This is a genomic window from Streptococcus infantis, from assembly GCF_047464215.1.
GTDB classification, from domain to species: domain Bacteria; phylum Bacillota; class Bacilli; order Lactobacillales; family Streptococcaceae; genus Streptococcus; species Streptococcus infantis_P.
Genome location: NZ_JASHCG010000003.1, coordinates 134771 through 161213 on the forward strand (window position 1 = coordinate 134771; position 26443 = coordinate 161213).

The following is a 26443-nucleotide window of genomic DNA, read 5'->3' on the forward strand; positions in this document are numbered from 1 at the left end:
TCCTTTCTTCGATGATCTTAGTCATTCCAATAATCTCTCAAATCATTCAACTGTTTCTTAGATGCCTTTAACATTCGTTTAGAACTTTTGACTGGAACTGAAACTGCCTGTTGTGGTATATAAAATACTGTCTTTAAAATACGTTTCGTAACAGGTTCATCTGCAGTCAATTCTTTTTCAAAATTGTTTGAGATGATAGCATCCAAATAAAACTCATGGACTCTCTTAGCAAAATTCTCAGCTGAAATTTCATACAATTTATCAGCCAAAAGGTTTTCATCCATGTCAGGCGTAGCAATAAGAGCCTCTAAAATAGCACCTGATAGATCACGCTCTTCATAATAAAGAGTTCCAAACATCTTATCGCTAATCAAATTATCTAGATAAGGATTTCCATGAGCTATTACCGGAGTCTTACTTGCAAGACTTTCAAGATAGGTCAAGCCTTGCGTCTCACTAGTTGAAGCTGAAATGAAGAAGTCAGCAGCCTTATAGTAAAGTGCGGTCTCACTTGGGGCAATCATCCCTGTAAAAATAACAGAATCTTGAATCTGTAAATCTGCTGCTTGCTCCTTGAGATTTTCCAGATAAGGACCATCTCCAGCTACGACTAATTTAACATTTTGCTCTTCTTTTAGAACATCTGGAAATGCTGCCAGAACGGCTTGAATGTTCTTCTCGTAAGAAACACGCGAAAGGCTAAGAAGCATCTTTTCATCTTCCTTAATACCTAGTTTAACCCGTAAGTCTGCGATATGTTCTGGTCCAATCTCAGGTCGTTCAAACTTGGCTAGCTCAATCCCTGTAGGAATAACTCGTTTTTCAACTTTTACCTTATAATCTGATAGAAGGTCTCGCACAATCTCACTTGGACAAATCACACCATCAACATCATGAAGGAAGCCTCTTACAAGATACCTGACCATACCTGGACGAATCAACATCCCTTTAGCGATATAGTGAACATAATCTTCGTACTGGGTATGATAGGTATGAATAACAGGGATTTTCAACTCACGCGCTATCCAAATCCCTAATAAACCAAGAGAAAATTCGGTCTGCGTATGAATAATATCCAGCTTGTATTGCTTTGCTATCTCAAGAGCTTTCGTAAATCCACGATAGGCGAAACGACGATCCTTAAAGGCAAAGAAAGGAACACTAGGGATACGGATAATCTGCCAGTCTTCATAACGATTAACATCCTTGTCTGTTGTTGTAAAGATAAAGACGGCATGTCCTTGCTTTTCAAGTTCTGTTTTTAAGGTTCGAATACTGGTCGCAACACCCGAGACCTGCGGGAAATAAGTATCTGTAAATAATCCAATTCGCATATACTACCTCATTTTTTTCCTAAAGCTGCTTGCTCCCGATAGAATTTTAGCCAGATTTCAAGAAGATGCTCTTCTGAATATTCTCTTGAAATGGCCTTAGCCTTTTCTTTCAACTCTTTTAGTGCTTCTGGATGCTCTCGATATTCCAAAATAGCCGCTTTCATCTCTTCTACATCACTTGTTGGTCTGTAATTTCCTTCAAGAATGACCTTGTAAAGATCTAGATCACGAAGCATAACGGGTGCTTCACAACTCGCAGCCTCTAAAATAGTCATTGGAAAGAGCTCGTTATAACTTGGAAGCAAGAAAAGATCAGCCAAGGCATAGAATTCTCTCATCCTTTCTGGATCAACAATCCCTGGGAAAATTAGATTTTCAGGAGGGTTATCCATAATCTTTTTATAGCGTTCATAACCATCGGTTATTCCCCCAAAAGAGAAGCCACCAGCCCAAATAAAAGTGATATCAGGTAATTCCTCAGCTAGAGTGATAAAGTCATCTATTCCTTTACGCTTCTGAACCTGACCTGCACCAACGACTACAAACTGATTCTCATCAATTCCCATATCTTTACGAAGTTGTTCGACTTGCTCTATAGGAAGTGGATGCCATTTTTCTTTGTTGACAAAGTTAGGAATATAGGTCACTTTTTCACGTGGAATTCCAGCAGCAACCAAATCCTCAATGAAGCTAGGATTGACAACAACCAGATGCTCCATACGGTCATAAAAAGAAAATACATAGCGTTTGACAATCCCCTTTAAGAAGAATGGAATCTTCAAACTACCTTCCAAGGTGTCTGGTAAGAAGTGAACATAGCCAATCTTACGTCCAGAACGTTTTTTCTGAAAGGTCGAGAGATAATAAGGAAAATCAATCGTATGAAAATGAGTAACATCCGCTTCGATTGGAAGATTTTCTGTTACGATCAGTTGGTCTTTCGCATCTCGTTTTAAAAGCTGTACCAGTTCACGGTAAGCCCCAGACACACCTTGACCAGCTACCTTTTCACTTGAACTTAGCATATTGATGCGTAATTTCTCTTTTTCCATAGTAACCATTATACCATTTTCTTCAAATAAAATCAGCAAATAAAAAGAGAGATAGCATAAAAGCTGGGAATTCCTGGCGTCTACACTATTTCTCTTTTCATAATATACTTACTTGATACCTAAAGCGATACGAGCGTAACGACTCATTTTTTCAACTGTCCAAGCTGGATACCAAACTAATTTGACTTCAACGTTAGTAACTTCTGGAACATCTGTCATAGCATCATAGATTTGGTCAGTTAAAAGATCTGCCAAGGGACAACCCATGGTTGTCAAGGTCATATCAATTTCAGTCTCACCTGTATCGCCATCAAAACGAATCTCGTAGATCAAGCCTAGATTGACAATATCAATCCCCAATTCAGGGTCAATCACTTCTTCTAGGGCTGTCAAAATACGTGTTTTGATATTTTCAATTTGCTCTTCTGTATAAGCCATCTTCACTCTCCCTCAACTTAATCTTCAATGAAATCACGAAGTGGTTTGCTTCGACTTGGCTGGCGAAGTTTTCTCAAAGCTTTCGCCTCAATCTGACGGATACGCTCACGAGTCACGTTGAAGACTTTACCAACATCTTCCAAGGTACGCATTTTCCCATCATCAAGACCAAAACGGAGACGCAAGACATTTTCTTCACGATCTGTAAGAGTATCCAAGACTTCATCCAACTGCTCACGCAAAACGATACGAGTTGTGTAGTCAACTGGATTTTCAATCACTTCATCTTCGATAAAGTCACCAAGATGGCTATCGTCCTCTTCACCGATTGGTGTTTCAAGAGAAACCGGCTCTTGGGCAATCTTGAGGATTTCACGAACCTTGTCAGGTGTCATATCCATGCGTTCAGCGATTTGTTCAGGAGTTGGATCTTGTCCCAACTCTTGAAGAAGATTACGTTGTTCACGAACAAGTTTGTTAATGGTTTCCACCATGTGAACTGGGATACGGATGGTACGAGCTTGGTCAGCAATGGCACGAGTAATGGCCTGACGAATCCACCAAGTCGCATAAGTTGAGAATTTGAACCCTTTAGAGTAGTCAAATTTATCAACGGCCTTCATCAAGCCCATGTTTCCTTCTTGGATCAAGTCAAGGAACTGCATTCCACGTCCAACATAACGTTTAGCGATAGATACTACCAAACGAAGGTTCGCTTCTGCAAGGCGTTGTTTAGCTTCGATATCACCCGCTTCAACAGCAAGGGCCAACTCTTTTTCCTCTTCATTTGTAAGCAGAGGAACAACCCCGATTTCCTTCAAGTACATACGGACAGGGTCATTGACCTTAGCAGAGGTTGAACCGATCAAATCTTCATCCGTCAACTCTGGTTCTTCCTCAGTGCTTAAAACACGCGCACTTGGATTTCCTTCGTTGTCCGTAATTGAGATACCAGCATCTTGAATGCGTTGCAAAAGATTCTCAATACCTTCCACATCTAAAGTGAAGGGAATTACGAGGGCGTTATTGATTTCATCATCAGTTGCTGTACCAGTTTTTTTATGATTGCGAATAAATTCCGCTACTTGGACGTCAAAGGTTGTTACTTCTTTTTGTTTTGTTGCCATTCTTACTCCATTCTTCTTTTTTGGGCAATTAAGCGTTCTAGCTCTTCTAATGCGGTGTCTGTATCACCGACATGGCTAGCTTCCTGAACTTTCTTTTTAATTTGCAGATTTTCCTGATTCAAAAGAGCTCTTTTTCTAGACTCTTCCACTTCGGCTAACTCGTGAGGGGACATCTCAGGTGGCAAATCTAAGGCTAGGACTTGATACCAAGCACTCTCCACTTCTCTGGTCTGATGAGCCAAATCCTCAGATGAGATACTTCCATTATCAATCAAGAGTCCATACAAGGTCTGAAACTCTGGAGTTTCAAAGATAAAATCCTCTCTTAAGCGATAGTCATTAAGCACCAAGGGATGTTCCATCATTCGGTAGAGGATATGGGCTTCCGCTCTCATCACTGCTGTCAGCTGCTTGGTAACAGACATAGTGACAGGACTCGGACTATAGGTCTCCTTGACCTTCTCCTTTCTCTGTCTGACACGACTTTCATTGACAATATGTTCGACTTGCTGATAGTCAAAAGATGGCAAGTGATCCGTCAAAATGTGAATGTAGGAATTCTGAGCTGTGATAGAGGGTTCCTTGGCAATTAAGGGGGCAATTTTCTCTATAAATTCAATCTGTGCTTGTAGATTTTCACTATTTTCAGGTCTGAAATGATGAATGTAAAACTCAACAGGACTAATGCGTGTATTGGTTAAGAGATAAGCCAAGTCTTGAGGAGAATTTTTCTGCAGATATTCATCCGGATCCATTCCGTCAGGAATCTGGACGACTTGGACAGGTATATCTTTAAGCTCATCCAAGGCTTTCGCTGTGGCAGCTTGCCCAGCCTTATCTCCGTCATAAGTGACGATAACCTTTTTAGTAAAGCGTTTCAGATGCTCCACATGTTCACCCGTCAGTGCGGTCCCCATAGAAGCAACTGCATTTTCAATACCAGCTCGATAAGCCGCAATGACATCCATAAATCCTTCCATCAGGTAGATTTCAGGAGCCTTACCCGATCCTTTTTTTACCCTCTCCAAATGATATAATTCGTAACTTTTATTAAAAATTGCCGTCGCTCGACTATTTTTATACTTTCCAGTTTGAGAATCAGTCTCTTGCCATACACGACCAGAAAAGGCAATCACCTTTCCTTGATCATTTGAGAGCGGGAACATAATGCGATTATGAAAGGTATCAAAGAATTGGTTACTCTCAGATAGATAAAACAAACCCGAATCCAGCAAGTCCTTCTCACTATAATCATCTGCTAAACGCTGATATAGATAAGAGCGTTCTGCTGGAGCTAAACCAATCATAAAATGCTTGAGAACATCATCTGTTAAGCCACGTTTATAAAGATAGTTTCTCGCCTCCTCACCCATCTTCGTCGTCATGAGGATGGCATGATAAAAACGAGCGGCTTTCTCATGCATATCGTAGAGATTTTGATGGGGCGACCTAGGCTGTACAGAACTATGAACAGGCGCTGCCATCTGAATCCCAAGTCTCTCAGCTAATATCCTCACTGCATCCGCAAAGGTTACCTGCTGATACTCCTCGATAAACTTAAAAACATCTCCAGAACGACCACATCCAAAGCAGTGGTAAAATTGCTTATCTTCTACCACGTTAAAGGAAGGGGTCTTTTCACCATGAAAAGGACAGAGCCCTAAAAAGTTCCGTCCAGATTTTTGTAAAGAAATCACTTCTCCTATGATTTCGACAATATTGGTATTGTTTTTGATCTCTTCGATGAGTCTCTTGTCAACCATAGACAATACCTCCATTTTATCACAGTTTACTCTAACTAGTATAGCTTATTTCTGAAAAAAAGTAAACCATTTCATACACTTTACATGAGACTATTTCATAAAACTAGCTAGTCACTTTCTCCACTTTTACATCGTTTTCAGATACAATAGCCACTAAATATTCTGTCGACATTATGAAATAGTGATAAAGCTTTTTATTCAATACATTTGCAGAAGCGACCAAGTCCCCAAAATCTGTATTTTCGACCTCATAGATATAGTTGGTCAGATAAAGTGGTCTGTTCTCTGCTAATCCTTGCTCCCAATATTTATCTCTTAATTCTAAACTTTCCTGAACTGTTCGGAAAGCCCAAATTTTTGTAAATGTAAATTTAAATTTTTCTGAATCTTCCAAGTAGGCAATTAGAGTATCCCCATCTATATTTATCTCGATGCCATAGTCACCAAAAGGGATGAATCCCGGTTTAATTTCCGTCCATTTTTCCATATCATTTCTCCAAGTTCTATTTTCTGATAATTGTACTACAGCGGTGTACATATTTATTTAGCAAATTTTTTAGTATTGACTGATATTTAATTTCAAATTTGCAGAAACAAGAATATCTAGTACACTATCTTGAGTTATGATGATATAATGCCGTGAATGCAACGTTCCTGGGTCATAATATGATGTGTATTCCAGTTTCTTCACTAATTGACTATTCTTGACTTCGTAAATGACATTTTGGAAATTATTTTTTTCAAATTTTTTAAACATCTCTTTATCCAGAACTGCAGATAAATACAATTCCCTGCTAAAAAATCGTGCTTCATCATAACAAAAACATGATAATTTAAAACGATTCTTTTCTCCAATCAACCGAATTTCTTGACCATCTGACAAGTTTGTCAACAAGACTTTTAACTTATACTTATCTACAGGAATCAAACCTTTAAAGACTTCTACCCATTCTTCATTTTTAGTTTCTAGCTCTGATGTCATAAATACCTCCATTATTCCATTTTACGTTTTAAACCTCTAATTTTCATATATTTCATTTGATACTTCAATCAGTAAATCTTGAAGTTCCTCTAAATCAAGATACAGATTTCTAACTCCTACAAGTAACTGAGAAAAGGCTTGTCTATCTAATTGGCGATTCTCACTTAATGACTTAACAATCCAAGAATTTCCCTTCTCAATCCATTTTAAATGAAGGGGTAAATAATCATTTAAAATATCATCTATATTTTCTAAATTAGTAGAAGATATCTTGTTAGAGGTTTGACTATTATTTATTAAAGATAAACTTTTACTAATTTTTTTCAACTCTGTTTCTATCGTCACTTTAATCTACTCCCTTGTGCGCCAATATCTAAGCCTCCAAATCATCCAAAGACTGCATGCTATAGTCTAAATGAAGGCCTTATTCCCCAGCAAACTCCCTTGTAAAATAGTCCATCTTAAATCCAATTTAAAAAATCCATTCTTGAAAATCTTCTTGTGTGTATGCCATGTTTTTATCTCCTACTATTTGTATTTTCGGAAAAACAGTGCTTTATCTTCATTTATCTTTTATACTTTTAGCTACTTGGCTTAACCATTCATTTGTTTTTTTAAAATATACCATAGTCATTCAGAAAAGATTATTGCAAAATCTCTGTAATAGTAACTTCTCTTTCTGACTTTAAATCATAAAATCCTATATGTACATTGTCCTTGTATAGCCAAAACAAATCTGTTCCATATTTTGCAGGAAAAATTTCTAGTAGAACCGGAGCAATTTGCAGTATACTTGTCGCACCTAGAATTGTAAAATTATCAGGATCAGAAATATATTCTTCATCATCAATAGAAGATAATATTGTCCAGCCATTTAACTGAGAAATTGAAGATTTCTCTCTATAAGTGTACTGAATCGGATAGCCATTCAATACATTATTTGAAACCATAAATCCACCAAAATCACTATTATTCATCAGCAAGTAACCCTCCATTTTCAGATAATAAATCTTGTCTCCAACTGAATTCTCTCGCATAATCTATAGCTGACTTCCCTTGAAAATCTTTATGGTGAATATCAGAACCACTAGCAATCAACATCTCATATAAAGGCAAGGCTTCCTTGGTTGTTAATTTCAAGACTGTAATCGCAGTAATCAATGGAATTGCCCCATATTTATCAACTTGGTTAACATTTATCCCTGCTTTCAACAACATTGACATGACCTTAGTTGCATACTCAACATCTACTCTCCAATTCGCTTTAAATTGAAACAAATTATGTAAGGCATTTCTATTATACGAGTCTAAACAATTAACATCAATTTTTTCATCAATAAGAAACTGAATAATCTTTAGTTTTTCATCTAGCAAAGTATTGCTAGTTAAAACCATGTTTAACAAATTCAACTTCTCATGTGTAATTTGATTCACATCGCCCTTGTAGAGCGAATGAAACTCTTCAAACGTTCCTTCTTGAGCTGCATCAAATATATCTCGTAATATCATTTCTTTCTCCTATTCATATTTATGACTTCTATTTGATTTTGGTACTTCAATTTGAAAATTAGCAGGATTTGACTGGTTTATTTTTAATCAATCTAGTATTTGAATCTATTGCTTGCTAAACTATCAAATTACCAAACCTTAATCATATGTCACTTTTACTTTAACCTTAACAGTTTGGTTAGATAAATTCTTTATTTTGATTTCAAATCCTTTTTTTGAAGCAAATGAAAAAAGTGTCTTTTGAGGTGGATCCATGATAATACCTTCGCGATCGACACCAATGCCATTATGAGGATTCTCTAACATCGTTACATCCCAGCTTTGTGTTTTTTCATTATAATGATAGGTTTCAATCCTAGAATCCTTAATATTATATCCAATTCCTTTTTCAGGATCAAACCAATCATCGTCTCGAGAAAGCTTTATCTTTCCATATGTAGTAACTGGAATGACCTCTACATGGATTATGGAGTCCAAACTCTCAGAGTGTCCGTTTACATGCACCTTTGTCTCTTCATTTGCACCTAAAGTGATGATTTCCCATTTTATATTACAAATCACAAGAGTTAGGATGGATACAGTAAACAGTAAGATGGTTAAAATAACGAAATCTGATTTTTTCAATTTATTCCTCATTTAAATTTTTCAAAAAAACTCAACTTGATACAATCTCAAAACAAAAATACCCATATGGGAGGGATTCCACATCTAGTGTGGTCATATCGTAAAGCCATACCATCATTTGAGGAATCCCTCGAATCATCAGATAATCCATGTACCTATTAATACTATCTTGAAAACCAGTAATATCTTTCTTTTCTACTAAAAAATTAGTATGTTCTACATCTTCCATTGATATGTAATTCTCAAGGATTTTATAATCAGAATCTGGATGTAACCAATACATTTGTTTTCTTAAAAAGTTCTGTTTATCTTCTACAGTTACAGTGTCCGCACACTTGAGATAGAAAACTCCAATATCTAATTCTTCCTGAAAATCCAATTTTTCGTTGATATAGAAAGGGGTAATCAGAATGCTTTCTGTAGTTTCTTCTGTTTGGATAATTTCTCTCAAAATACCAAATAAATTTGTTATTGTCGGATAAATTCGACACTTTGAATCCTGATAACTTGTATTTACATAAATAATATTGTTTACCACGCCTTCTTTTTGTTTCTTCATATGATTCACCTCATCCGTAAACAGTTTTAGGATATTTCTTTAATCCAGTATGTATTCGGAAATAACTTTTACATTACCCCAATTTTCAACTGAAAATTGACTAGGATAGACGGAAAGCCAGTCTGGAATAATCTTATTTCGTAACAATTCTTCACTTTTAGTAAAGTATGGTGAAAGATCCATTTTTTTATCTTGTACATACTCCATAATTTGATTACGTTCTGTCAACCTTTTTTCATCAATAATGCTTAGAGACTGAACCAATTCATCAGATTTGTGATTATACTTATAATATATATCTATAATCACTCCACTACTATGCATGAATCGGAAATTTATAGACATTTCTCCACTATCTAGTTTACCATCTGGATAATAAAAACTGTACGAAATACTCTCAACTCCTGTAGGTAAGACTTCTGAACGATACTTTTCTGAAATTGAACCGTAAAGCAGCCCGCCTGTTTTATTTACTTCCATCTCAGGTATTCTATTTAAAGTAGAATTCGTACGTAAAAAAGAAGTTGTGGCATGATGGTACTCGTCATGATAAATTTCTTCAAAAACATTACTATAGCGTGGCTTTAAAAAAGTGAAAGCGAGTGGTAGTAGCATGATTACAAATGCCCCTATAGATAAGGTATAAAACATTTTTTTATTCATTTTGCGACCTCTTTCTTGTTAATCAATATAATCGTGCAAATCAGCTTTTTATCATCTTCTATCATAAAACTTAAAAGAACTCCTTAAACACAAAATCATATTCTTCCTTCAATCAAGTTACATTACTTATCCAATCTATAATTAGATCCAATAATCTGAATTAGGAACATCCTTCGATATTTTTTCCGTAGAACATGGAAGATAACTATTTACCGTATTTAAACACAAAATTTCGATTATCGTCCTAAAATATAGATATAAACATCTTTTTCCAAGTCATACACTTGATAGAAAGTACTTTTTGTATAAGTAGGACAATCTATTTGGAAAAATTCAATGGCACAATCTCTACATCCCCAAGATTATCAACGGAGTAGCGTTGACTACCATTTTTGAACCAGCGTTCTAGAACAACATCATAGAGCATAAAGTGGGATTTTTCTTTAATCCAAGCTTCATCAATCCCATGAGGTTTTAAATACTCTAGTACTTCGTTGGGATTTGTTAGGTAAAAATTAGGTATCGAATCCCCTATTTTCGACTGACGTGATAATTCTTTATATGCCTCCAAATCTAGATTTCCCTCATCCTTATGGAGTATATTGTAACTAGCTAAGTCATACGCTACCGACCATTTAGAATCTGAGATTTCGACTGATTGGTTAAGTTTCTTATCATTGTAGTCATATTTTATATAAAGATATCTCCCATCAGATAATAGTTGCTGGTATTCAATAATAAAAGTTTCTTCAAAACCTACAATCACTTTTAAACTCTCATTTTCAGACAAGCCTGCATCAAGTCCTATGGGAATTATCCAGTCTGGATCTCTAAACGACTGACTTCCGTCAACGGCTTTGCTAAAATCAGCAAGTCCAGGTAAAATACCACTATGGGTTTCTGCATAGTTCATTTCTAAAAAGACATTACTTAAAGATTCATACACTCCCTTATAATAATTCTTTTGATAGACACGATATAGACTAAACAAAGTTAGAAAACCTACTACAGTTATGAGTACAATTTTAAAAATTTTTTTCATCTACCTTTTTCCTTACTTAAATCTTGGATAAACTGATAAGCAACATTATTCTTATTTTTTAACAGCTCCATTGCTTGGGTATCATCCTATTCAGAAAAACTTAGTGGCACAATCTCTACATCCCCAAGATTGTCAACTGAGTAGCGTTGACTACCATTTTTGAACCAGTGTTCTAGAACGACATCATAGAGCATAAAGTGAGATTTTTCTTTAATCCAAGCTTCATCAATCCCATGATGTTTTAAATACTCTAGTACTTCGTTGGGATCTGTTAGCTGAAAACTTGGTAAACCTTTAGTAGAACTAAAACCATAGGAAATTTTCAAATATAATGCTAAATCAAGTTCTCCTCTAGTCTTTATTTCTATACGATAACCGGTCAATCCATATGCTAATGATTGATCAGATTCCGAAATTTCAATAGTTTGTTTGAGCATCTTATCTCTATAATCATAATCAATAAAAAGGTATATGCCATCAGGTAACGACCGCCTATACTCAATTAGAAATGTTTTTTCAATACCTACATACACTAATATAGTTTCACTCTCAGATAAGCCTGCTTCAGGACTCATACCAACTATAATATCCTTATCGCGATATGATTGGCCTCCGTCAACGGCTTTACTAAAATCAGCAAGTCCAGGTAAAACACCACTATGGGTTTCTGCATAGTTCATCTCTAAAAAGACATTACTTAAAGATTCATACACGCCCTTATAATAATTCTTTTGATAGACACGATATAGCCCTAACAAAGTTAGAAAACCTAATACAGTTATGAGTACAATTTTTAAATTTTTTTTCATGACTTTTTCCTTATCTAGAACTTATATAATTTACAAAGTAAAAATACATTTTAGATACCTTATTTTAGAGACAAGATAAAATTCAGACGCAAAACCCTTTTTTATAAGTTTTTTATCTTTAGCAACATTTTCCTTATAATCATTATACTATAAAATCTTAGACGGTGAAATCCAGACCGTTTTTAGATAATCTCCCTTTAATACAAAAAACTTAGAAGCAAAAGCCTACTTCTAAGTTTTTTATCTCAATTATTTAAAATCAATTACTCAAACAGTTGATAGTAATCGGAAATTTTCATCTTGGCTTTTTCATCCTTGTTTAAATCTTGGATGATTCGTCCTTCTTTCATGACAATGAGGCGATTTCCATACTTGAGAGCATCTTCCATATGGTGGGTAATCATCAAAGCAGTCAGATAATCCTTACTGACAAAGTCATCTGTCAATTCCATCAAGGCCACACTTGTTTTAGGGTCAAGGGCTGCCGTATGTTCATCCAACAAAAGGAGTTCAGGACGTTTCAAGGTTGCCATCAAGAGGCTCAAGGCCTGTCTTTGTCCACCTGACAAAAATTCAATCGGTGTATCTAAGTGCTTCTCTAGCCCATTGCCAACCTTCTCAATGGTTGCTTGAAATTCTTCCTTGTAAGCTGAGAGTCTTCTTGGAAATAGACCACGTTTTTCTCCACGAAACTTTGCAATCAAGAGGTTTTCTGCAACAGTCATACGAGGGGCAGTTCCCATCTTAGGATCCTGAAAGACACGAGAAAGGTACTTGGCACGTTTTTCAGGACTAAAATGAGTCACATCCTCCCCCATGATGCGAATACTTCCACTAGTCAAGGGCAAAGTTCCTGCAATGCTATTAAAGAGGGTTGACTTGCCTGCACCATTTCCACCTAAGATTGTGATGAAGTCGTGTTCATAAATATCAAGCGAAACATCGTTTAGGATAATCTTTTCTTCATCAAATCCATTTTTCACAATTTTTGTGGCATTTTTTAATTCTACAATCGCTGTCATTTGCTTAACTTGACTCCTTTCAAGTATTTATCCTTAAGAGTTGGAATTACCAAGCAAGTTGCTAGGATAAGAGCACTGTACAAACGGAGGTAGCTAGTATTAAAGCCGAGAGCAATAACGCCCCATACCAAGAATTGATAACTGATGGAACCAACAACAATAGTAACTAAGCGTTCCGCTAATGTAAGGCTCTTAAAGAGCACTTCACCGATAATCAGACTAGCAAGTCCAACTACGATAACCCCGATACCACGAGAAACATCCGCATAACCTTCTTGTTGGGCAATTAAGGCACCAGAAAGGGCGATCACACCATTTGACAAGACCAAGCCCATAAGCTCCATACGGCCTGTATTGATACCAAAACTACGAGCCATATCTGGATTATCCCCTGTAGCGATATAGGCCTGTCCAAGTTTCGTATCTAGGAAGAAAAGCATGAGAAGGATAACCAAAGTCACAAAGATTAAACCTGTCAGTAATTGATTAACCTCTGATGAAAATGGAAGAACATCTTGGATTTGCTTGGTGTTTAAAAGTCCAAGGTTAGCCCGTCCCATAATCATGAGCATGATAGAATGACAGGAAGTCATGACTAAAATTCCTGATAGAAGAGTTGGAATTTTCCCTTTGGTATACAATAGTCCAGCTGCTAAACCAGCAAGACAACCGGCTCCTATGGCTGCTAAAGTAGCAAGAAAAGGATTGACTCCTTGTGTAATCAGAGTCACTGCTACTGCTCCTCCCAATGGGAAGGAACCTTCAGTTGTCATATCTGGAAAGTTCAGAATTCGAAAGGTCATAAAGATTCCCAAACCCAGGATAGCCCAGACCAATCCCTGTGAAATAATAGATATTAGCATGTTTGTTTCGTTTCCTTTATTTTAAAAATTGGAGGAGATGTCTCCAACTCCTCCTACATTCTTATTCAATTACTTGACCAGCTTCTTTGAGAACTGATTCAGGAATTGTGATTCCAAGTTCTTGAGCGACTTTTTTGTTGATAACTGATTTACCAGTTGAGAAGACATTGACTGGTGTATCAGCAGGTTTTTCACCCTTCAAGACTTTGGCAATCATTTTACCAGTAGCAACACCAAGATCGTGTTGGTCCACAACGACTGATGCCAAACCACCTGCTTCTACCATGGCAGTCGCACTTGGGTAGATTGGTTTTTTAGCTGTTTGGTTGCTTGATACTACAGTTGAGAACGCAGATGCGATTGTGTTGTCAATTGGAATCCAGATTGCATCTACTTTACCAGTCATAACATTAACTGTTGAAGCAATTTCATTCGTTGAAGGAACTGCAAATGTTTCTACTTTAAAACCAGCTTTTTCAGCATAAGTTTTGAATTCTTCAACTTGTGATTTTGAGTTATCTTCACTACTTGAGTAAAGAGCTCCAACCGTCTTGACATCAGGAGTCAATGTCTTGATCAATTCAACCTGTTGTTGAGCAGGGTTGTGGTCAGACACCCCAGTGATGTTCCCACCTGGTTTTTCCAAGTTTTGTACAAGGTTAGCACCAATTGGGTCTGTGATAGCTGCCATGATAACAGGAAGGTCTTTTGTTGCACTTGCAAGACCTTGAGCTGCTGGTGTTGCAATACCGACAACGACATCATTTCCATTTGCCACCAATTGTTTACTCATTGTCGCAACCTTACTTTGGTCACCTTCTGAGTTCATAAAGTCGATTTTAACTTGGTCACCTTTATAGCCTTCTTCAGCAAGTCCATCTTGGATACCTTGGTAAATCAAATCGAGTGATGGATGGCTGACGAACTGTAGAACACCAACCTTAGCAGTTTTATTTGCTATCTCAGTTTTAGTTTCTTGCTTCGTTAAGCTAGAATATACCAAGCTTCCACCAACAACAAGTGCTAATGCTACGATAATACCAAGTAGACGTTTGTTTTTCATAATTTTCTCCTTATTTCTTCTTAACTTATTATTTTTTTATTCAATCACTTATTCAAGCGACGCCATCGTTTGATTTCCATAATTTTTTCCTCCCCATAGAAAAAGTCCTCACACAAAAAACTTGTGTGAGGACGTCGATGCGCGGTGCCACCTCAATTATAGAAACTTGTCCTATCGCTCTTACTCGCTAAAACGAGTTGCACTGTAAGGTGTGCTCACCGAATTCTTATGATTTCAAATTCTTAATAACATTCAGCCCAATTTTCATCACTTCCATCTATCTGTTTCCACCAACCACAGACTCTCTAAAAAATTTCAATGATTACTTTCTGAATGCTTAAATTATATCATTTTACTAAAACTTGTCAAGGGTTTTCATAAAATATTTTAAATATTAACAAAAATTCCTACGGTTTTTATAAAAACTAACTTGTATCAACCTGAATTACGTAATCCTGTAGCAATTCCGTTGATAGTTGTATGGATTAATCTTTCTTCATCTGAAGATAACTCACCACGACGTTGACGCTTAATCAATTCTAACTGAATATAGTTAAGAATATTGAAATAAGGCATGCGGTAGTTGAGACTGTCTTTCAAATAGGTATTTTCTGCCAAAAGCTCCTCATGGCCTTCAATAGCCAAGATAACATCCTTAGTCAACTGCCATTCATCTAAAATGGTATAGTAAATTGCTTGGACTTCCTCACTTTCACAAAGTTGTGCGTACTCAAAAGCAATATTCATATTTGACTTAGACAAGACCATGTCTACGTTAGATAAAAGCGACTGGAAGAAAGGCCAGTTTTTATACATGTCACGAAGGATTTCGATATTTTTAGGATCTTGATCGATAAATTCCTTGAAACTTGAACCAACACCATACCAGCCTGGGAACATAACACGACTTTGTGACCATGAGAATACCCAAGGAATAGCGCGCAGACCACCGATTTCAGTGATTGTTTTACGAGCAGCCGGTCGAGAACCAATATTGAAACTTGAGATAGCCTTGATTGGACTCGATTCAAAGAAATAATCATAGAAATGTTCATTTCCAAATACGAGTTCACGATAAATATCGTAGCTACGTTCTACTACTTGATCCATGATGGCTTCATAGCGATTTGACGTATTGGTATCACTCTTCTTCTTGGTAATCATACGGTTGATAGCTGCTGAAACCAACATTTCGAGGTTATAGTAAGCTGCATCCTTGTTTCCGTATTTGTTTCCGATAACTTCTCCTTGCTCAGTCAAACGGATACGATCCTTGATGGACTTGAGTGGTTGAGAAGCAATAGCATCATAAGTAGGACCACCACCACGGCCAACGGTACCACCACGACCATGGAAGAAAGTTACTTTGACTCCAAATTCATCACCAATAGCAGTCAATTGTTGTTGGGCCTTATAAAGTGTCCAACAAGATGATAGATAACCACCATCCTTGTTACTATCAGAGTAGCCGAGCATGATTTCTTGGTAGTTGTTTTTAGATGCAATCCATTTCTTAGCAAGTGGTAGAGAGAAATACTTTCTCATAGTTTCTTCAGAATGATCCAAGTCTTCAATCGTCTCAAAGAGTGGAACAATCTGAACACGCGCTTTTTCAGCATCTACCAGACCAACTTCTTTTAGCATAATAGCCAACTCAAGCATATCTGACACACTTGTTGCATGTGAGATAATCGTTTGACGAATGACATCTTCTCCTAAACGATCTTTTAATTCACGTGCTGTTTGGAAAATAGCCAGTTCTTTTTCGAGAAGTTCAGACTTCTCAGCATGAGTTGCAGACAAGATTCGAGGATCTTCTAATAATTCATGCAAAAGCAATTCACATTTTTCATCTTCTGATAAATCACTATAGTGGTCATTGATTCCAGCAGATGCCAACAATTCTGCTACACAGGCTTCGTGGACGCTTGAATCTTGACGCATGTCGATGGAAGCCAAGAAGAAACCAAAGACTTCTACAGCTTCTAAAAGTTCTGCAAATTCACCTGTGAGTAAGGCCTCTGCCTTGTTTTCAAGTAATGAGTCCTTAATAATGTATAGATCTTGCTTAAACTCTTCGACTGTTTCGTAAAATGGTGGACGATCTTCAGCCAGCTCTTGAATAGCTCCTGAAAGACGATTACCAATGTAATCTGTAACCGCTCCTTGCTGATGGCTATTGGCACCGAGCAAACGTTCAACAGGATGACGTTCATCAGCTGACGAGCCAACAACAGACCATTCTTTCAAATTCAAAAGAGTTTGAATCAATTTGGACTGAATCAAATGAAAGGCACGACGATAGGGTTCTTTCTCACGAAAGACGGATGTATCTCCAGACTGAGCAGCCATTTCTTCAACAGCTTTGCTAGTTTTTGATAAATTCGTTGAAAGAGAGAAGGTACGATACAGACTAGAAATCTTACTGATATAATAGTTCAAAACCACTTCACTTTGAATGGTAGCAGAACGCATGAGCGTCTCAGCAGTTACAAATGGATTTCCATCACGGTCTCCACCGATCCACATTCCCATAGTAATTGGTTTGGCTTGTTTAAGATCAATACCTTGTTCTTTTGCTAGACGCTTGTACTCTAACATCAAGTTAGGGACAGCCTGTAGGAAGGAACTATTGTAGTACTCCATCACGTTGGTGATTTCGTTGGTTACTTTTAGTTTCTTCTCCCGAATCATATCTGTCTGCATGATAATCTCAATATAGCGACGAAGATCATTATGCCATTTTTCTTTGTTGATGAGTCCCATTCTCACATCACGATATTTACGCAAAAGGGTATGGATATGAGTGGTCAAATCCAACATACTCTTACGTTGAACCTGAGTTGGATGGGCTGTCAAAACTGGTACCACATTCAAGTGTTCAAGAATCTCGGCAGCATTTTCTTTTTCAGCCACCATTTTGATCGTTGTTGACAATTTACCCAGATAGTCTTGATCAACATTATTTAGGTGGTTAATCTCATAAGCCAAGTCAACATCTTCTGAGATGTTAATTAAAAGAGGCAAAATAGAGAAGTATCTAGAAATGTAGACCATCTCATCATTTGAAAGCCCTGTTACTACTTTATCTAGCCCTTGATAGTCAAGTTTTGAAGAAAGTTCTTTCAAGTGCATAATCTTATCAAAGGTTTCAGCAGGAAGCATATTTTTTGTAATATCTTCGAGCATTTCTGTCAAGATTTGCACTTCTTCTTGTACGACCGTTTTGTTACTATAATTTTCTAACTTTTGAAGAGACATTTTTTTCTCCTTGTTATCTATGTCTTAAAGCTGTGCGTCGTATTCACTAAAAAGTCGCGCACGCTTCTCACTGGCATCAATATTTAATACAAATGCTATGGCTACAGAAAGAACCAAGAGGCTATTCCCCCCTTGCGAAAGGAAAGGGAAGGTTACCCCTGTTGAAGGAATCAAGCCTGAAATACCTCCAATGTTAACAAAAACCTGTATTAGAATCATACCACCAATACCGATTGCTACCATTGAGTTGAAAGGATCCCTTGCTCGAATACCTACCAAAATTATTCGTAGAATTAAGAAGAATAGGAGAGCGAGAATAAGACTTGCCCCTACAAATCCAAACTCTTCAATGACAATCGAAAAGACAAAGTCTGTATGGGCTTCTGGCAGATACCCTCGTTTTTCAATAGAATTTCCTAATCCCAGACCAAACCATCCTCCATTAACCATGGCATAGTAGGAATTGGCCAACTGGTGTCCAGCTCCAGCCAAGTCATTAAATGGGTTGAAAAAAGCACTGAACCGCTTGGCAACATAACCAAATACGGGAATTTTAGAGAATTTCTCAACACCGATTATCCGAATGGCTGTTAAGGAAATCATAGAGACACCAGCTAGTAAGCCCAGAATAGTTGTGAACCACCGATAAGCTATTCCACTGATGGTATACATGAGCAAGGATACCAAAATCAAGATGGTAGCATTCCCAAGGTCAGGGAAGATTGCCAAACTACCAATCATGACCAAGAGGACAAAACGCCAATCATTAAAGGCTCTTGGCAACCACTGATTGAGGGTTAAAACTTGGAAGTCATAAACTGCTATCTCATCTTGTTGTTTTGAAAAACGCTGAGCCAAGTACCAAATGATAATAATCTTTAGATACTCTGCTGGTTGAATCGTGATGGGACCAACCTTGATCCAGCCATATGCTCCATTGATGGGACTACCTATTAACCGTGCCAGAGCTAGGAGTATCAGCTCGACAAACATAATGATAAAGAGCAACCGCTCATTACGAAGAAATCCTAATTTTAATTTATAGATTAAGGCTATTAAGAATAAACTGGCTATCCAGAAAATCCCCTGATTTCGCACTAGATATAATGCACTTTTCCCCTCCTGAATAAGGGTCGCACTAGTTGTCGAATAAACTACTATCAATCCTAAAACGGATAACAGTAAATAAGGAATCAAAATGGAATAATTCAGCAGGTGCCTTTTACTTATTTTCATATGTCACCTATCTTTCGGAAAAATATTTTTATTTTCCCTTATTATTTCTAGTTTTACATGCTATTATACCATTTTTTAGCCTAGAAAAAAACTCTTATAGTATAAACATTCGAATTTTACTCAAAACAGACTCTGGACTAGAATGTCTTGAGTATTCCCCTTATCCGACCTATCGAGCGTTTTAAGTTACTAGGACTTTTAAAACTATAATGTTGATATTTTATAAACTTAAAAACTACCTTACAGACAGAGGAAGGTAGTTCATTACTATCTTAGTTTGAGGTGCTACTGCTGCTGTCAGAAGTTGTTTCGCCTTTGATGTATTGTGTAAAGATATTTTGGAAGGCCTGATCTTTAACTTTAATGTTGGCATCTTGCAATTCTTTACTAATAACACCTTGAACAAAGGTTGCATCATTTTGTTTTTGAGTCAAAATGATTGTTTTAAGTTTTTCTTTATAATCATCCAAGTTAGAAGATTTTTCTGATTTCTTCGTCAACTTAACAATGTAGAAACTACTTGTATAAGCTTGAGTTCCTGGAGCAGTGATAACATCTGAAATTCCGTTGACATCAAGAGCAAAAGCTGCTTTCTTAACTACATCTGGTAATTCTGTTGATGCAGAGTCAAAAGTAATTTCTCCACCATTTTCTTTTGTCTTTTCGTCTGTAGAATTGTCTTTTGCAAGTTGTGCAAAGTCAGCTCCAGACTCTTTTGCTTTGGCAAGAACTTCCTTAGCCTTATCTTCACTGTCAAGTTTAATAATTTGAGCCGTTACTTCTGGAGTATACTCTTCAAAAGCTTTTTTGTAGTTTTCATCTGTTAATTCAGCTTCAGCAGCTTTCTTAACAGCATACTCAACTAATTTACTTGTACGAATTTGAGCTTTACGGCTTTCTGCAGTCATACCTGAACGGGCGAGAATCGTTTGATAGCTATCACCGTATTTCTTTTGTTCTTCTGCAACTGCATCATCTACTTCTTTATCACTTACTTCTGAACCATATTGTTTTTCAAAAACTTTTTGAATGGTCATATTCAGCAAGACTTGTTGAGCAGTAGCATTATTTTTGACTTCTTCAAAGAATTGATGCTCAGTAATAACATCGCCTTTCATGCTAATCAAGTCAGTTCCTTCAGAACTGTTTGAACAAGCAGCCAAAGTAGCTACTGACAACAATGTGATGGCTCCTGCCATTAGTTTTTTCTTCATGTTTACTCCTTTTGTATACTAAATAAAGGTTTACCTTATCTATTTTACCAAATTGTCTTAAAAATATCTGAAATCAATCAATATCAGGCAGTTCTACTTCTGCTTGATTCTTTCTCAGCATGAGAATCCCATCTCCAAGAGGAACCAAGCTAGCGGTTAAGCCAGGATTGTCTAAGGTTGCATCAAATAGTCTTTGCAAGCCACGATAAATCGTCCGTTGTCCACGTCGGACTTCCATAATATCCCTCGCAATATCTCCTCCTTGGAAAATATCATCCAAGACAACGACTCCACCTACTTCGAGGTGTTTGAGGATTTCTGGTAGAAAGACGATGTATTTGGACTTAGCAGAATCCATAAATACAAAATCATAGGTCTCAGTCAACGTTGACAGGACATCTACCGCATCACCTTCTAAGAGAGTGATTTGTTTGCGGCTATCAAATTTTGCAAAATTTTCCTTGGCAAAACCAATCATCTCAGGATTTCGGTCAATAGTGGTAATTTTTGACTTAGGTGAATGCTCTGCCATTAAAAGTGCTGAAAATCCAATAGCCGTCCCGATTTCCAAAATGTTTTTTGGTTGAATGGTTTCCATAAGGAAACGAAAATAAGCGACGGTTTCGTGAGGGATGATAGGAATATTCTCCTTGCGAGCAAAGTTTTCTAGCTCTTTTAGGGAACCCGTCACCTGCTTTTGTCTGTGGCGCATGAACTCGACAATCTCATGCTTGACAACAGGACGTCGCATGTTATGATTGGCATTTTTACTATAAGACTTTACCATCTGTCTTATGCCAATCCTAATTTTTCAACAAGAGCTTCAAACTCATCTAAACGACGTTCAAAGACAGCAAAGGCATCGTTGAGGTAGTCTTCCTTCTCCATATCAACGCCTGCTTTTCTCATGACATTAAGTGGATAGTCTGACTTCCCTGCCTTGAGGTAATCGATATAGCGATCACGATCTTCTTGGCTACCATGAACAATCTTTTCAGCCAAGGCTGAAGCTGCTGCAAAGCCTGTTGAATATTGATACACATAGTAGTTGTAGTAGAAATGTGGAATACGGGCCCATTCATATTGAATTTCAGGATTGTCTTCTTTACTCAAACCATAGTAAGCTTCATTCAAGTCGGCATAAAGCTCATTTAAGAATTCACTAGTCAAGACTTCACCATTTTGGTCAGCTTGGTGGATAGCGTGCTCAAATTCAGCAAACTGAGTTTGACGGAAAACTGTACCTCGGAAGCCATCTAGGAAGTTGTTTAAGATTGCAAAGCGAGTTGCATCATCTTGAACTTCTTGCAATAATTTTTCTGTCAGGATGTTTTCATTAGTAGTTGAAGCAATTTCTGCTAAGAAAATTGAATAGTCTCCATAAACATATGGCTGGGTTTCACGAGTATAGCTAGAGTGCATACTGTGTCCAGTTTCATGTACAAGAGTAAAGAGATTATCTAGATTGTCCTGCCAGTTAAGAAGCATGAAGGCATTTGTATCGTATGATCCACCTGAATAAGCACCTGAACGCTTGCCTTGGTTTTCATACACATCTATCCAACGTTCGCTAAAGGCACGTTTCACACGACTCAAGTAATCATCACCCAAAACTGCCAAAGCTTCTTCTGCCTTCTTCAAGGCTTCCTCGTAAGTAAAGCTGTAGTCTACTGAAGAAAGTGGTGTATAGACATCATACATCTTGAGGTCTGGAATACTCAAGATTTTTGAACGTAATGCAAGATAACGATGCAAAAGTGGCAAGTGTTTGCGAACTGCTGACACTAGATTGTCATAGACACTTTCTGGTACAAAGTTAGCCGCAAGAGCAGCCTGACGAGCACTCTCATAATTGCGAACTTTAGCACGGTAGTTTTGGACTTTGACATTGGTCTGTAGAGTCTTAGCATAGGTATGCTGGAACTGCTCGTAAGTAGCATAAAGTGCTTCATAGGCACAACGACGTACTTCACGATTTTTTGATTCCATCAAACGTACGTAGGTTCCGTGAGAAAGCTGCACTTCATTATCTTCGTCATCCAAAACGTAAGGGAAAGTAAGATCAGCATTGTCTAGAATAGCAAAGGTTTCACTTGCCGACCCAAAGATTTCACTGGCCCCTGCAAGCAATTCTTCTTCGCGCTGTGAAAGAACATGATCTTTCTTTTGTAAGAGCTGATCAAAAAAGTGTTTATAAAGCTCAAGTTTAGGTTCAGCAGCCAAGAAAGCAGTCATTTGTTCCTCAGTAATCTCCATAAACTCTGGCTCGTAGAAAGAAAGTGCCTGATCAAGCTGGCTATAAATCGTCATAGCCTTAGCATAGTATTCTTGATACTTAGCTTCACGTGTGTCTTGGTCATTTTTCATATGCGCATAGACATAAAGCTTCTCCAACTGGCGCTCTAACTCTAGAGAACGTTCAGTAATTTCAAGCAAGCTCTGAGCACTGTCTAAAAGATGACCTACATATTGGTCAACTGTTTCCACTTCCTCTGACAGTTGCTTGAGGGCTTCTTCCCAAGCCTGATCAGTAGCAAAGATCGTTGATAGATCCCATTTGTCTTTTTCATTTATTTCATTTCGTTGTAATACCATAAGATTCCTCCATCCTTTCTATTTTACCACATTTTTTAAGAAATATTGCTGATAAAAAGCTGGGGGATAGAGCTTTTGTGTGTCAGTTTTGGGATTTTGTTGATAATAGGCCTGAAAATTGTTGTAATAGCCCTGCAAATCTATAGTTATCTGGCAAAATTGACCTTTTTCTATAGGCCTTACTTGAGGATACCAGTCCTGATTCTTCAGATTCAAAAGGTTCTCCCCTCTCAAGTATGCCTGAGCTTGTTGCTTCATCCAATAAGGAGTTTGATAGTAGAGTTGTTTTTGAATGTAATGGCAAATGTTCTTATCTTGTTCAACCGAAAAAGTGATAAGATTTTGTTGCTGATAAGGAGTCCGTAATATTTCTAGAAGATTTCCTTTGTCATAAGAAAATTCCTTGACTTGATAATGGAGTTTTCCTTTCAAATCTTGGTGAAGGAGATACTTGAGTCTCAAAACCTGTTTTTTATGGTCTAACTCCCAAATATGAAAGCCCATGTTATTACTAAAGTAAAGAAAATCTCTCTGAAGTTTAGTTAGACGCTCTCTTAGCCAGAGCTTTTCCCCTAGTAGCCAAAGAACTTGAATTCCCAAACTTCGATAACCATTGCTTCTATCCCTCAAAAGGTCACAAGAAATGGGACTACACTGGATTTCTAGAGCTAGTTGCTTATTGATAAAGATATCTGCGATTTGCTTCAGTTCAGGTATGGGATATTCCATCTCAACTTCATCATTCTTCTTAACCCAATAAAATAAACGTTTCTTGTTTTCCAGATGCTCTGGCCCTTCATTTTCATGGAAAAAATCACATTGTTTAAGACTTTCATGGGCAAAATGCCTTCGCACGTTTTTTCCTTTCCTCAAGCGGACACTTGTTCTACAAGCTGGACAATAATAAGCTTGTTTGACTAGTTCATCCTCCAAGGCATTGACTAGGCTCCCTTTTTCATCTCTAGCTAAAAACATAAAACCTCCTTTTCTACTTTATTCGAAAAGGATAAGAAAAAGGCTGAGAAAAACAGCCTTTTCATAGATTATTTAACGACTTAAGAGAGAGTTTTTATCTGCTTTTTCTTTTGAGTTTCTTTTCCAACATCGGAATGATGTTAGAAATCTGATCATTTTTTATGACCAAGACTCCGTATTCATGGCAACGATTGATGTATACTGGATTTATTTTCCCAGAACAAACAATTAGTTTTAGACAACTTTCCCCGGCAAAATGGGTGGCATAAAGTTTTAATTCATTTATAGCCTCTACTGATAAGTCTGTCATTTTACAGGAAATAAAAACAATGGACCTACCTTTACGAAGGACAACATCAATCTCATTTTGTACATTATCAGCCTCAGGGAAAATACCATTCCAATCAATTTCAGCCCCAATCATACATTCATCAAAATACTCTGACTCTAGCGCTAGAAGGTAAAGATAGAGTTCTAAAATATGGCCTTTGCTCCGACAAAGCAGTTGGGCCTCGGGGGTAGAAAAAGTATAACTAACGTGTTTAGAAGTTTCCTCTTCAATATGGAGCAAGCCAGCATCTGTTAATAAGGAAATGATAGATTTAGGGTAATAATAACGTTTCCCATTATTCTCTAGCACTTTTCCTGTTTCAGAATGAATATTACTCGTCTTTGCCAGCGCAAAAAATTGTGTTACTTTTAACCACTCTTCAGGATTTGTAAGGGCAAAATTTGCCAGTTTTTTGATAGCAGCAATCTGTTTAGGCGTATGGAAAGGTTGCTTGGACTTTAGTAGTTTACCACCACGTAGGGCAATCAACTGCTGGATGGTTAGAGTTGGGACCACCAGGTTCTTTTTCTCCAATTTCCCAAGCTTCCAGTCATACTGTAGACCATGGTCAACATCCATTGCAAGAAGTGGTATATTTCTCTCCAAAGCATACTGATAAAGAACCATTGCTAATAGATTATCTCCGCCAAAAGCATCGATGGTCACTGAATCATAGTTAGTCAAGAAAAGATTCAAATCATCCGTAATCTTATCTAGACTTATTTGCCGAAAATGCACTTGTTTTACATGGGAAACTTGATCCAGCAAAAAATGTTTCAAGGCCAATCTTTCATCTTCTGTAATTTTTTTCAAGGAGAGAAATAAAACCTCATCACAATCACAAATAAAAGTCTGATAAACATTTTTCTCGATAGTGTGATGATCAAAAAGTTCGACTAAAAGACTAGGCATATCGCTACCTCCCTATTAAAAATTTGCTAGTTGTATAGAAAATTTAAAATTACTTAGAATAAACTTCATAGAAATATGGGTTAAGAGATTGTCTTAATCATTTTCTACACTTCTAGTATAGCATAATTACAATAATTCATTCTCAAATCTTTATATAGAAAAACGAATAGAAGATTTTTCTATCCTCTATTCGTTTTATTAGCTTATTTTACCTTTTTAGCCAACATGGTCGCAAATCGTAGTTGGATACGATTGCCATTTTCGTCACGACGGTGCAAATGACCAGGATTTTCATTGTACTTCACTAACTCCCAGTCCTGGTAGTAATTTGCCAATTCCCCTTCTTTAAAGGTGAATGGGAAGTTCACTGAACATGGATAATCTTCTGTATCCATAGCACACACTATCAAATTGTAACCTCCAATTGAGGTTTGTTCTTGCATGTTTTGGATAATAGCAGGAATACGTTCTGCTTGTAAAAACATGAGCACAACCGTTGATACGATAAAATCATAAGTTTGTCCAATGCTAGCTGAATTGATATCGTAGAGACCTACAGGCATTTCTAAATCTTCTTGCTCTACGATACTTTGCAACATTTCAAGGGATAGCTCATTTTGATCTACAGCTGTGACATCAAATCCATGTTGAGCGAGAAAGAGGGCGTTTCTTCCTTGACCACATCCTAGGTCAAGTGCCTTACATGGCTTCACCGTCTGCATAGCTTCTAAAACCTCCGAATGAACTGGATTGCTATTGTATTTCTTTGGGAAATAATCCTCTGGTTTACAATAAAATTCCAGATACCATTCTACATCATCTGTGGCAGCTTCCACTCTGTGCCAAGCTTGAGGTTGCGCCATAGGATTATCGGCACCTGCTTCAAAGAGGTGCTCAGCTATAACTTCCCCCTCCTCAGTCAATTCAATAAACTTAAGAGCCCCTTTTAATACGGTAATCTTGCCCCAGGTTCCGACCTTAGTATTGTGTTTTCTTTGAACAGCTTCTGGCATGGTGTCTTTATTCCAGACAGGCATGCGTTTATAGGCAACTAGTTTTTCCATTTACT

At 37.3% G+C, this 26443-nt stretch carries 27 protein-coding genes; all 27 read right to left on the minus strand.

The features are described from left to right. Positions 1-17: 17 nt before the first annotated feature. A complete protein-coding gene (locus tag QM469_RS02940; protein ID WP_414276058.1) occupies positions 18-1334 on the minus strand; it encodes a glycosyltransferase family 4 protein in 1317 nt (438 codons plus the stop codon). A gap of 8 nt (positions 1335-1342) precedes the next feature. After that, positions 1343-2395: a glycosyltransferase family 4 protein gene (locus QM469_RS02945; RefSeq protein ID WP_414276059.1), complete on the minus strand. Its 1053-nt coding sequence runs from the start codon at positions 2393-2395 to the stop codon at positions 1343-1345. 99 nt (positions 2396-2494) lie between these two features. Continuing rightward, on the minus strand, positions 2495-2824 hold the full coding sequence (locus tag QM469_RS02950; RefSeq protein WP_000331926.1) for a metal-sulfur cluster assembly factor: 330 nt from the start codon (positions 2822-2824) through the stop codon (positions 2495-2497). Between the two features lie 17 nt (positions 2825-2841). Further along, complete coding sequence (rpoD, locus tag QM469_RS02955) at positions 2842-3951, minus strand: RNA polymerase sigma factor RpoD (protein WP_000201894.1); 1110 nt, start codon at positions 3949-3951, stop codon at positions 2842-2844. A gap of 2 nt (positions 3952-3953) precedes the next feature. Continuing rightward, positions 3954-5714, minus strand: coding sequence for a DNA primase (gene dnaG, locus QM469_RS02960; RefSeq protein WP_414276060.1), 1761 nt, complete (start codon positions 5712-5714; stop codon positions 3954-3956). Positions 5715-5817: 103 nt separating this feature from the next. Next, the gene (locus QM469_RS02965; RefSeq protein WP_414276061.1) at positions 5818-6201 is read right to left on the minus strand and encodes a hypothetical protein; all 384 of its coding nucleotides are present in this window, start codon (positions 6199-6201) and stop codon (positions 5818-5820) included. Between the two features lie 69 nt (positions 6202-6270). Beyond that, positions 6271-6696: a hypothetical protein gene (locus QM469_RS02970; RefSeq protein ID WP_414273425.1), complete on the minus strand. Its 426-nt coding sequence runs from the start codon at positions 6694-6696 to the stop codon at positions 6271-6273. A 36-nt stretch (positions 6697-6732) separates the two neighbouring features. Further along, positions 6733-7041: a hypothetical protein gene (locus QM469_RS02975; protein ID WP_414273426.1), complete on the minus strand. Its 309-nt coding sequence runs from the start codon at positions 7039-7041 to the stop codon at positions 6733-6735. Between the two features lie 299 nt (positions 7042-7340). After that, complete coding sequence (locus QM469_RS02980; RefSeq protein ID WP_414273427.1) at positions 7341-7673, minus strand: DUF2185 domain-containing protein; 333 nt, start codon at positions 7671-7673, stop codon at positions 7341-7343. Next, on the minus strand, positions 7666-8205 hold the full coding sequence (locus tag QM469_RS02985; RefSeq protein WP_414273428.1) for an ankyrin repeat domain-containing protein: 540 nt from the start codon (positions 8203-8205) through the stop codon (positions 7666-7668). The genes QM469_RS02980 and QM469_RS02985 overlap by 8 nt, the downstream gene beginning before the upstream one ends. A 9-nt stretch (positions 8206-8214) precedes the next feature. Further along, a complete protein-coding gene (locus QM469_RS02990) occupies positions 8215-8286 on the minus strand; it encodes a GH-E family nuclease (RefSeq protein ID WP_142995355.1) in 72 nt (23 codons plus the stop codon). A 57-nt stretch (positions 8287-8343) separates the two neighbouring features. After that, complete coding sequence (locus QM469_RS02995; RefSeq protein WP_414276062.1) at positions 8344-8829, minus strand: hypothetical protein; 486 nt, start codon at positions 8827-8829, stop codon at positions 8344-8346. A gap of 31 nt (positions 8830-8860) precedes the next feature. Then, positions 8861-9388 carry a hypothetical protein gene (locus QM469_RS03000; RefSeq protein ID WP_414276063.1) on the minus strand — a complete coding sequence of 176 codons (528 nt, stop codon included), beginning with the start codon at positions 9386-9388 and terminating at the stop codon, positions 8861-8863. A 39-nt stretch (positions 9389-9427) separates the two neighbouring features. Then, positions 9428-10051, minus strand: a complete 624-nt coding sequence (locus QM469_RS03005; RefSeq protein WP_414276064.1) for a TipC family immunity protein — start codon at positions 10049-10051, stop codon at positions 9428-9430. Positions 10052-10370: 319 nt separating this feature from the next. Then, on the minus strand, positions 10371-11093 hold the full coding sequence (locus QM469_RS03010) for a TipC family immunity protein (RefSeq protein ID WP_414276065.1): 723 nt from the start codon (positions 11091-11093) through the stop codon (positions 10371-10373). Positions 11094-11179: 86 nt separating this feature from the next. Beyond that, on the minus strand, positions 11180-11902 hold the full coding sequence (locus QM469_RS03015) for a TipC family immunity protein (protein ID WP_414276066.1): 723 nt from the start codon (positions 11900-11902) through the stop codon (positions 11180-11182). A 263-nt stretch (positions 11903-12165) separates the two neighbouring features. Next, complete coding sequence (locus tag QM469_RS03020) at positions 12166-12924, minus strand: ABC transporter ATP-binding protein (RefSeq protein ID WP_414276068.1); 759 nt, start codon at positions 12922-12924, stop codon at positions 12166-12168. Beyond that, on the minus strand, positions 12921-13787 hold the full coding sequence (locus tag QM469_RS03025) for an ABC transporter permease (RefSeq protein ID WP_414276069.1): 867 nt from the start codon (positions 13785-13787) through the stop codon (positions 12921-12923). Before QM469_RS03025 ends, QM469_RS03020 begins: the two co-directional genes overlap by 4 nt. A 61-nt stretch (positions 13788-13848) precedes the next feature. Beyond that, the gene (gene trpX / locus QM469_RS03030) at positions 13849-14850 is read right to left on the minus strand and encodes a tryptophan ABC transporter substrate-binding protein (protein ID WP_414276070.1); all 1002 of its coding nucleotides are present in this window, start codon (positions 14848-14850) and stop codon (positions 13849-13851) included. A gap of 435 nt (positions 14851-15285) precedes the next feature. Then, positions 15286-18111 carry a phosphoenolpyruvate carboxylase gene (gene ppc, locus QM469_RS03035; protein ID WP_414276071.1) on the minus strand — a complete coding sequence of 942 codons (2826 nt, stop codon included), beginning with the start codon at positions 18109-18111 and terminating at the stop codon, positions 15286-15288. A 24-nt stretch (positions 18112-18135) separates the two neighbouring features. Further along, positions 18136-19347, minus strand: coding sequence for a cell division peptidoglycan polymerase FtsW (gene ftsW / locus QM469_RS03040; RefSeq protein WP_371559161.1), 1212 nt, complete (start codon positions 19345-19347; stop codon positions 18136-18138). Between the two features lie 272 nt (positions 19348-19619). Then, positions 19620-20561 (minus strand): peptidylprolyl isomerase PrsA, encoded by a 942-nt coding sequence (prsA, locus tag QM469_RS03045; RefSeq protein WP_371559160.1) that lies wholly within the window; start codon positions 20559-20561, stop codon positions 19620-19622. Positions 20562-20634: 73 nt separating this feature from the next. Further along, a complete protein-coding gene (locus tag QM469_RS03050) occupies positions 20635-21348 on the minus strand; it encodes an O-methyltransferase (RefSeq protein WP_075230470.1) in 714 nt (237 codons plus the stop codon). Between the two features lie 5 nt (positions 21349-21353). Next, positions 21354-23156 carry an oligoendopeptidase F gene (gene pepF / locus QM469_RS03055; RefSeq protein WP_414276072.1) on the minus strand — a complete coding sequence of 601 codons (1803 nt, stop codon included), beginning with the start codon at positions 23154-23156 and terminating at the stop codon, positions 21354-21356. Positions 23157-23174: 18 nt separating this feature from the next. Then, entirely contained in the window at positions 23175-24131 is a 957-nt protein-coding gene (locus QM469_RS03060; RefSeq protein ID WP_414276073.1) for a competence protein CoiA, read from the minus strand. A gap of 94 nt (positions 24132-24225) precedes the next feature. Continuing rightward, a complete protein-coding gene (locus tag QM469_RS03065; RefSeq protein WP_311522349.1) occupies positions 24226-25374 on the minus strand; it encodes a hypothetical protein in 1149 nt (382 codons plus the stop codon). A gap of 203 nt (positions 25375-25577) precedes the next feature. Beyond that, positions 25578-26438: an SAM-dependent methyltransferase TehB gene (gene tehB / locus QM469_RS03070; RefSeq protein ID WP_248034186.1), complete on the minus strand. Its 861-nt coding sequence runs from the start codon at positions 26436-26438 to the stop codon at positions 25578-25580. Positions 26439-26443 lie beyond the last annotated feature (5 nt).

What these genes read in the sequence shown, in the direction of transcription:
- QM469_RS02940 (WP_414276058.1), bottom strand. Translation starts at nt 1,334, where the DNA reads ATGCGAATTGGATTATTTACAGATACTTATTTCCCGCAGGTCTCGGGT.
- QM469_RS02945 (WP_414276059.1), bottom strand. Translation starts at nt 2,395, where the DNA reads ATGGTTACTATGGAAAAAGAGAAATTACGCATCAATATGCTAAGTTCA.
- QM469_RS02950 (WP_000331926.1), bottom strand. Translation starts at nt 2,824, where the DNA reads ATGGCTTATACAGAAGAGCAAATTGAAAATATCAAAACACGTATTTTG.
- rpoD (WP_000201894.1), bottom strand. Translation starts at nt 3,951, where the DNA reads ATGGCAACAAAACAAAAAGAAGTAACAACCTTTGACGTCCAAGTAGCG.
- dnaG (WP_414276060.1), bottom strand. Translation starts at nt 5,714, where the DNA reads ATGGTTGACAAGAGACTCATCGAAGAGATCAAAAACAATACCAATATT.
- QM469_RS02965 (WP_414276061.1), bottom strand. Translation starts at nt 6,201, where the DNA reads ATGGAAAAATGGACGGAAATTAAACCGGGATTCATCCCTTTTGGTGAC.
- QM469_RS02970 (WP_414273425.1), bottom strand. Translation starts at nt 6,696, where the DNA reads ATGACATCAGAGCTAGAAACTAAAAATGAAGAATGGGTAGAAGTCTTT.
- QM469_RS02980 (WP_414273427.1), bottom strand. Translation starts at nt 7,673, where the DNA reads ATGAATAATAGTGATTTTGGTGGATTTATGGTTTCAAATAATGTATTG.
- QM469_RS02985 (WP_414273428.1), bottom strand. Translation starts at nt 8,205, where the DNA reads ATGATATTACGAGATATATTTGATGCAGCTCAAGAAGGAACGTTTGAA.
- QM469_RS03000 (WP_414276063.1), bottom strand. Translation starts at nt 9,388, where the DNA reads ATGAAGAAACAAAAAGAAGGCGTGGTAAACAATATTATTTATGTAAAT.
- QM469_RS03005 (WP_414276064.1), bottom strand. Translation starts at nt 10,051, where the DNA reads ATGAATAAAAAAATGTTTTATACCTTATCTATAGGGGCATTTGTAATC.
- QM469_RS03010 (WP_414276065.1), bottom strand. Translation starts at nt 11,093, where the DNA reads ATGAAAAAAATTTTTAAAATTGTACTCATAACTGTAGTAGGTTTTCTA.
- QM469_RS03015 (WP_414276066.1), bottom strand. Translation starts at nt 11,902, where the DNA reads ATGAAAAAAAATTTAAAAATTGTACTCATAACTGTATTAGGTTTTCTA.
- QM469_RS03020 (WP_414276068.1), bottom strand. Translation starts at nt 12,924, where the DNA reads ATGACAGCGATTGTAGAATTAAAAAATGCCACAAAAATTGTGAAAAAT.
- QM469_RS03025 (WP_414276069.1), bottom strand. Translation starts at nt 13,787, where the DNA reads ATGCTAATATCTATTATTTCACAGGGATTGGTCTGGGCTATCCTGGGT.
- trpX (WP_414276070.1), bottom strand. Translation starts at nt 14,850, where the DNA reads ATGAAAAACAAACGTCTACTTGGTATTATCGTAGCATTAGCACTTGTT.
- ppc (WP_414276071.1), bottom strand. Translation starts at nt 18,111, where the DNA reads ATGTCTCTTCAAAAGTTAGAAAATTATAGTAACAAAACGGTCGTACAA.
- ftsW (WP_371559161.1), bottom strand. Translation starts at nt 19,347, where the DNA reads ATGAAAATAAGTAAAAGGCACCTGCTGAATTATTCCATTTTGATTCCT.
- prsA (WP_371559160.1), bottom strand. Translation starts at nt 20,561, where the DNA reads ATGAAGAAAAAACTAATGGCAGGAGCCATCACATTGTTGTCAGTAGCT.
- QM469_RS03050 (WP_075230470.1), bottom strand. Translation starts at nt 21,348, where the DNA reads ATGGTAAAGTCTTATAGTAAAAATGCCAATCATAACATGCGACGTCCT.
- pepF (WP_414276072.1), bottom strand. Translation starts at nt 23,156, where the DNA reads ATGGTATTACAACGAAATGAAATAAATGAAAAAGACAAATGGGATCTA.
- QM469_RS03060 (WP_414276073.1), bottom strand. Translation starts at nt 24,131, where the DNA reads ATGTTTTTAGCTAGAGATGAAAAAGGGAGCCTAGTCAATGCCTTGGAG.
- QM469_RS03065 (WP_311522349.1), bottom strand. Translation starts at nt 25,374, where the DNA reads ATGCCTAGTCTTTTAGTCGAACTTTTTGATCATCACACTATCGAGAAA.
- tehB (WP_248034186.1), bottom strand. Translation starts at nt 26,438, where the DNA reads ATGGAAAAACTAGTTGCCTATAAACGCATGCCTGTCTGGAATAAAGAC.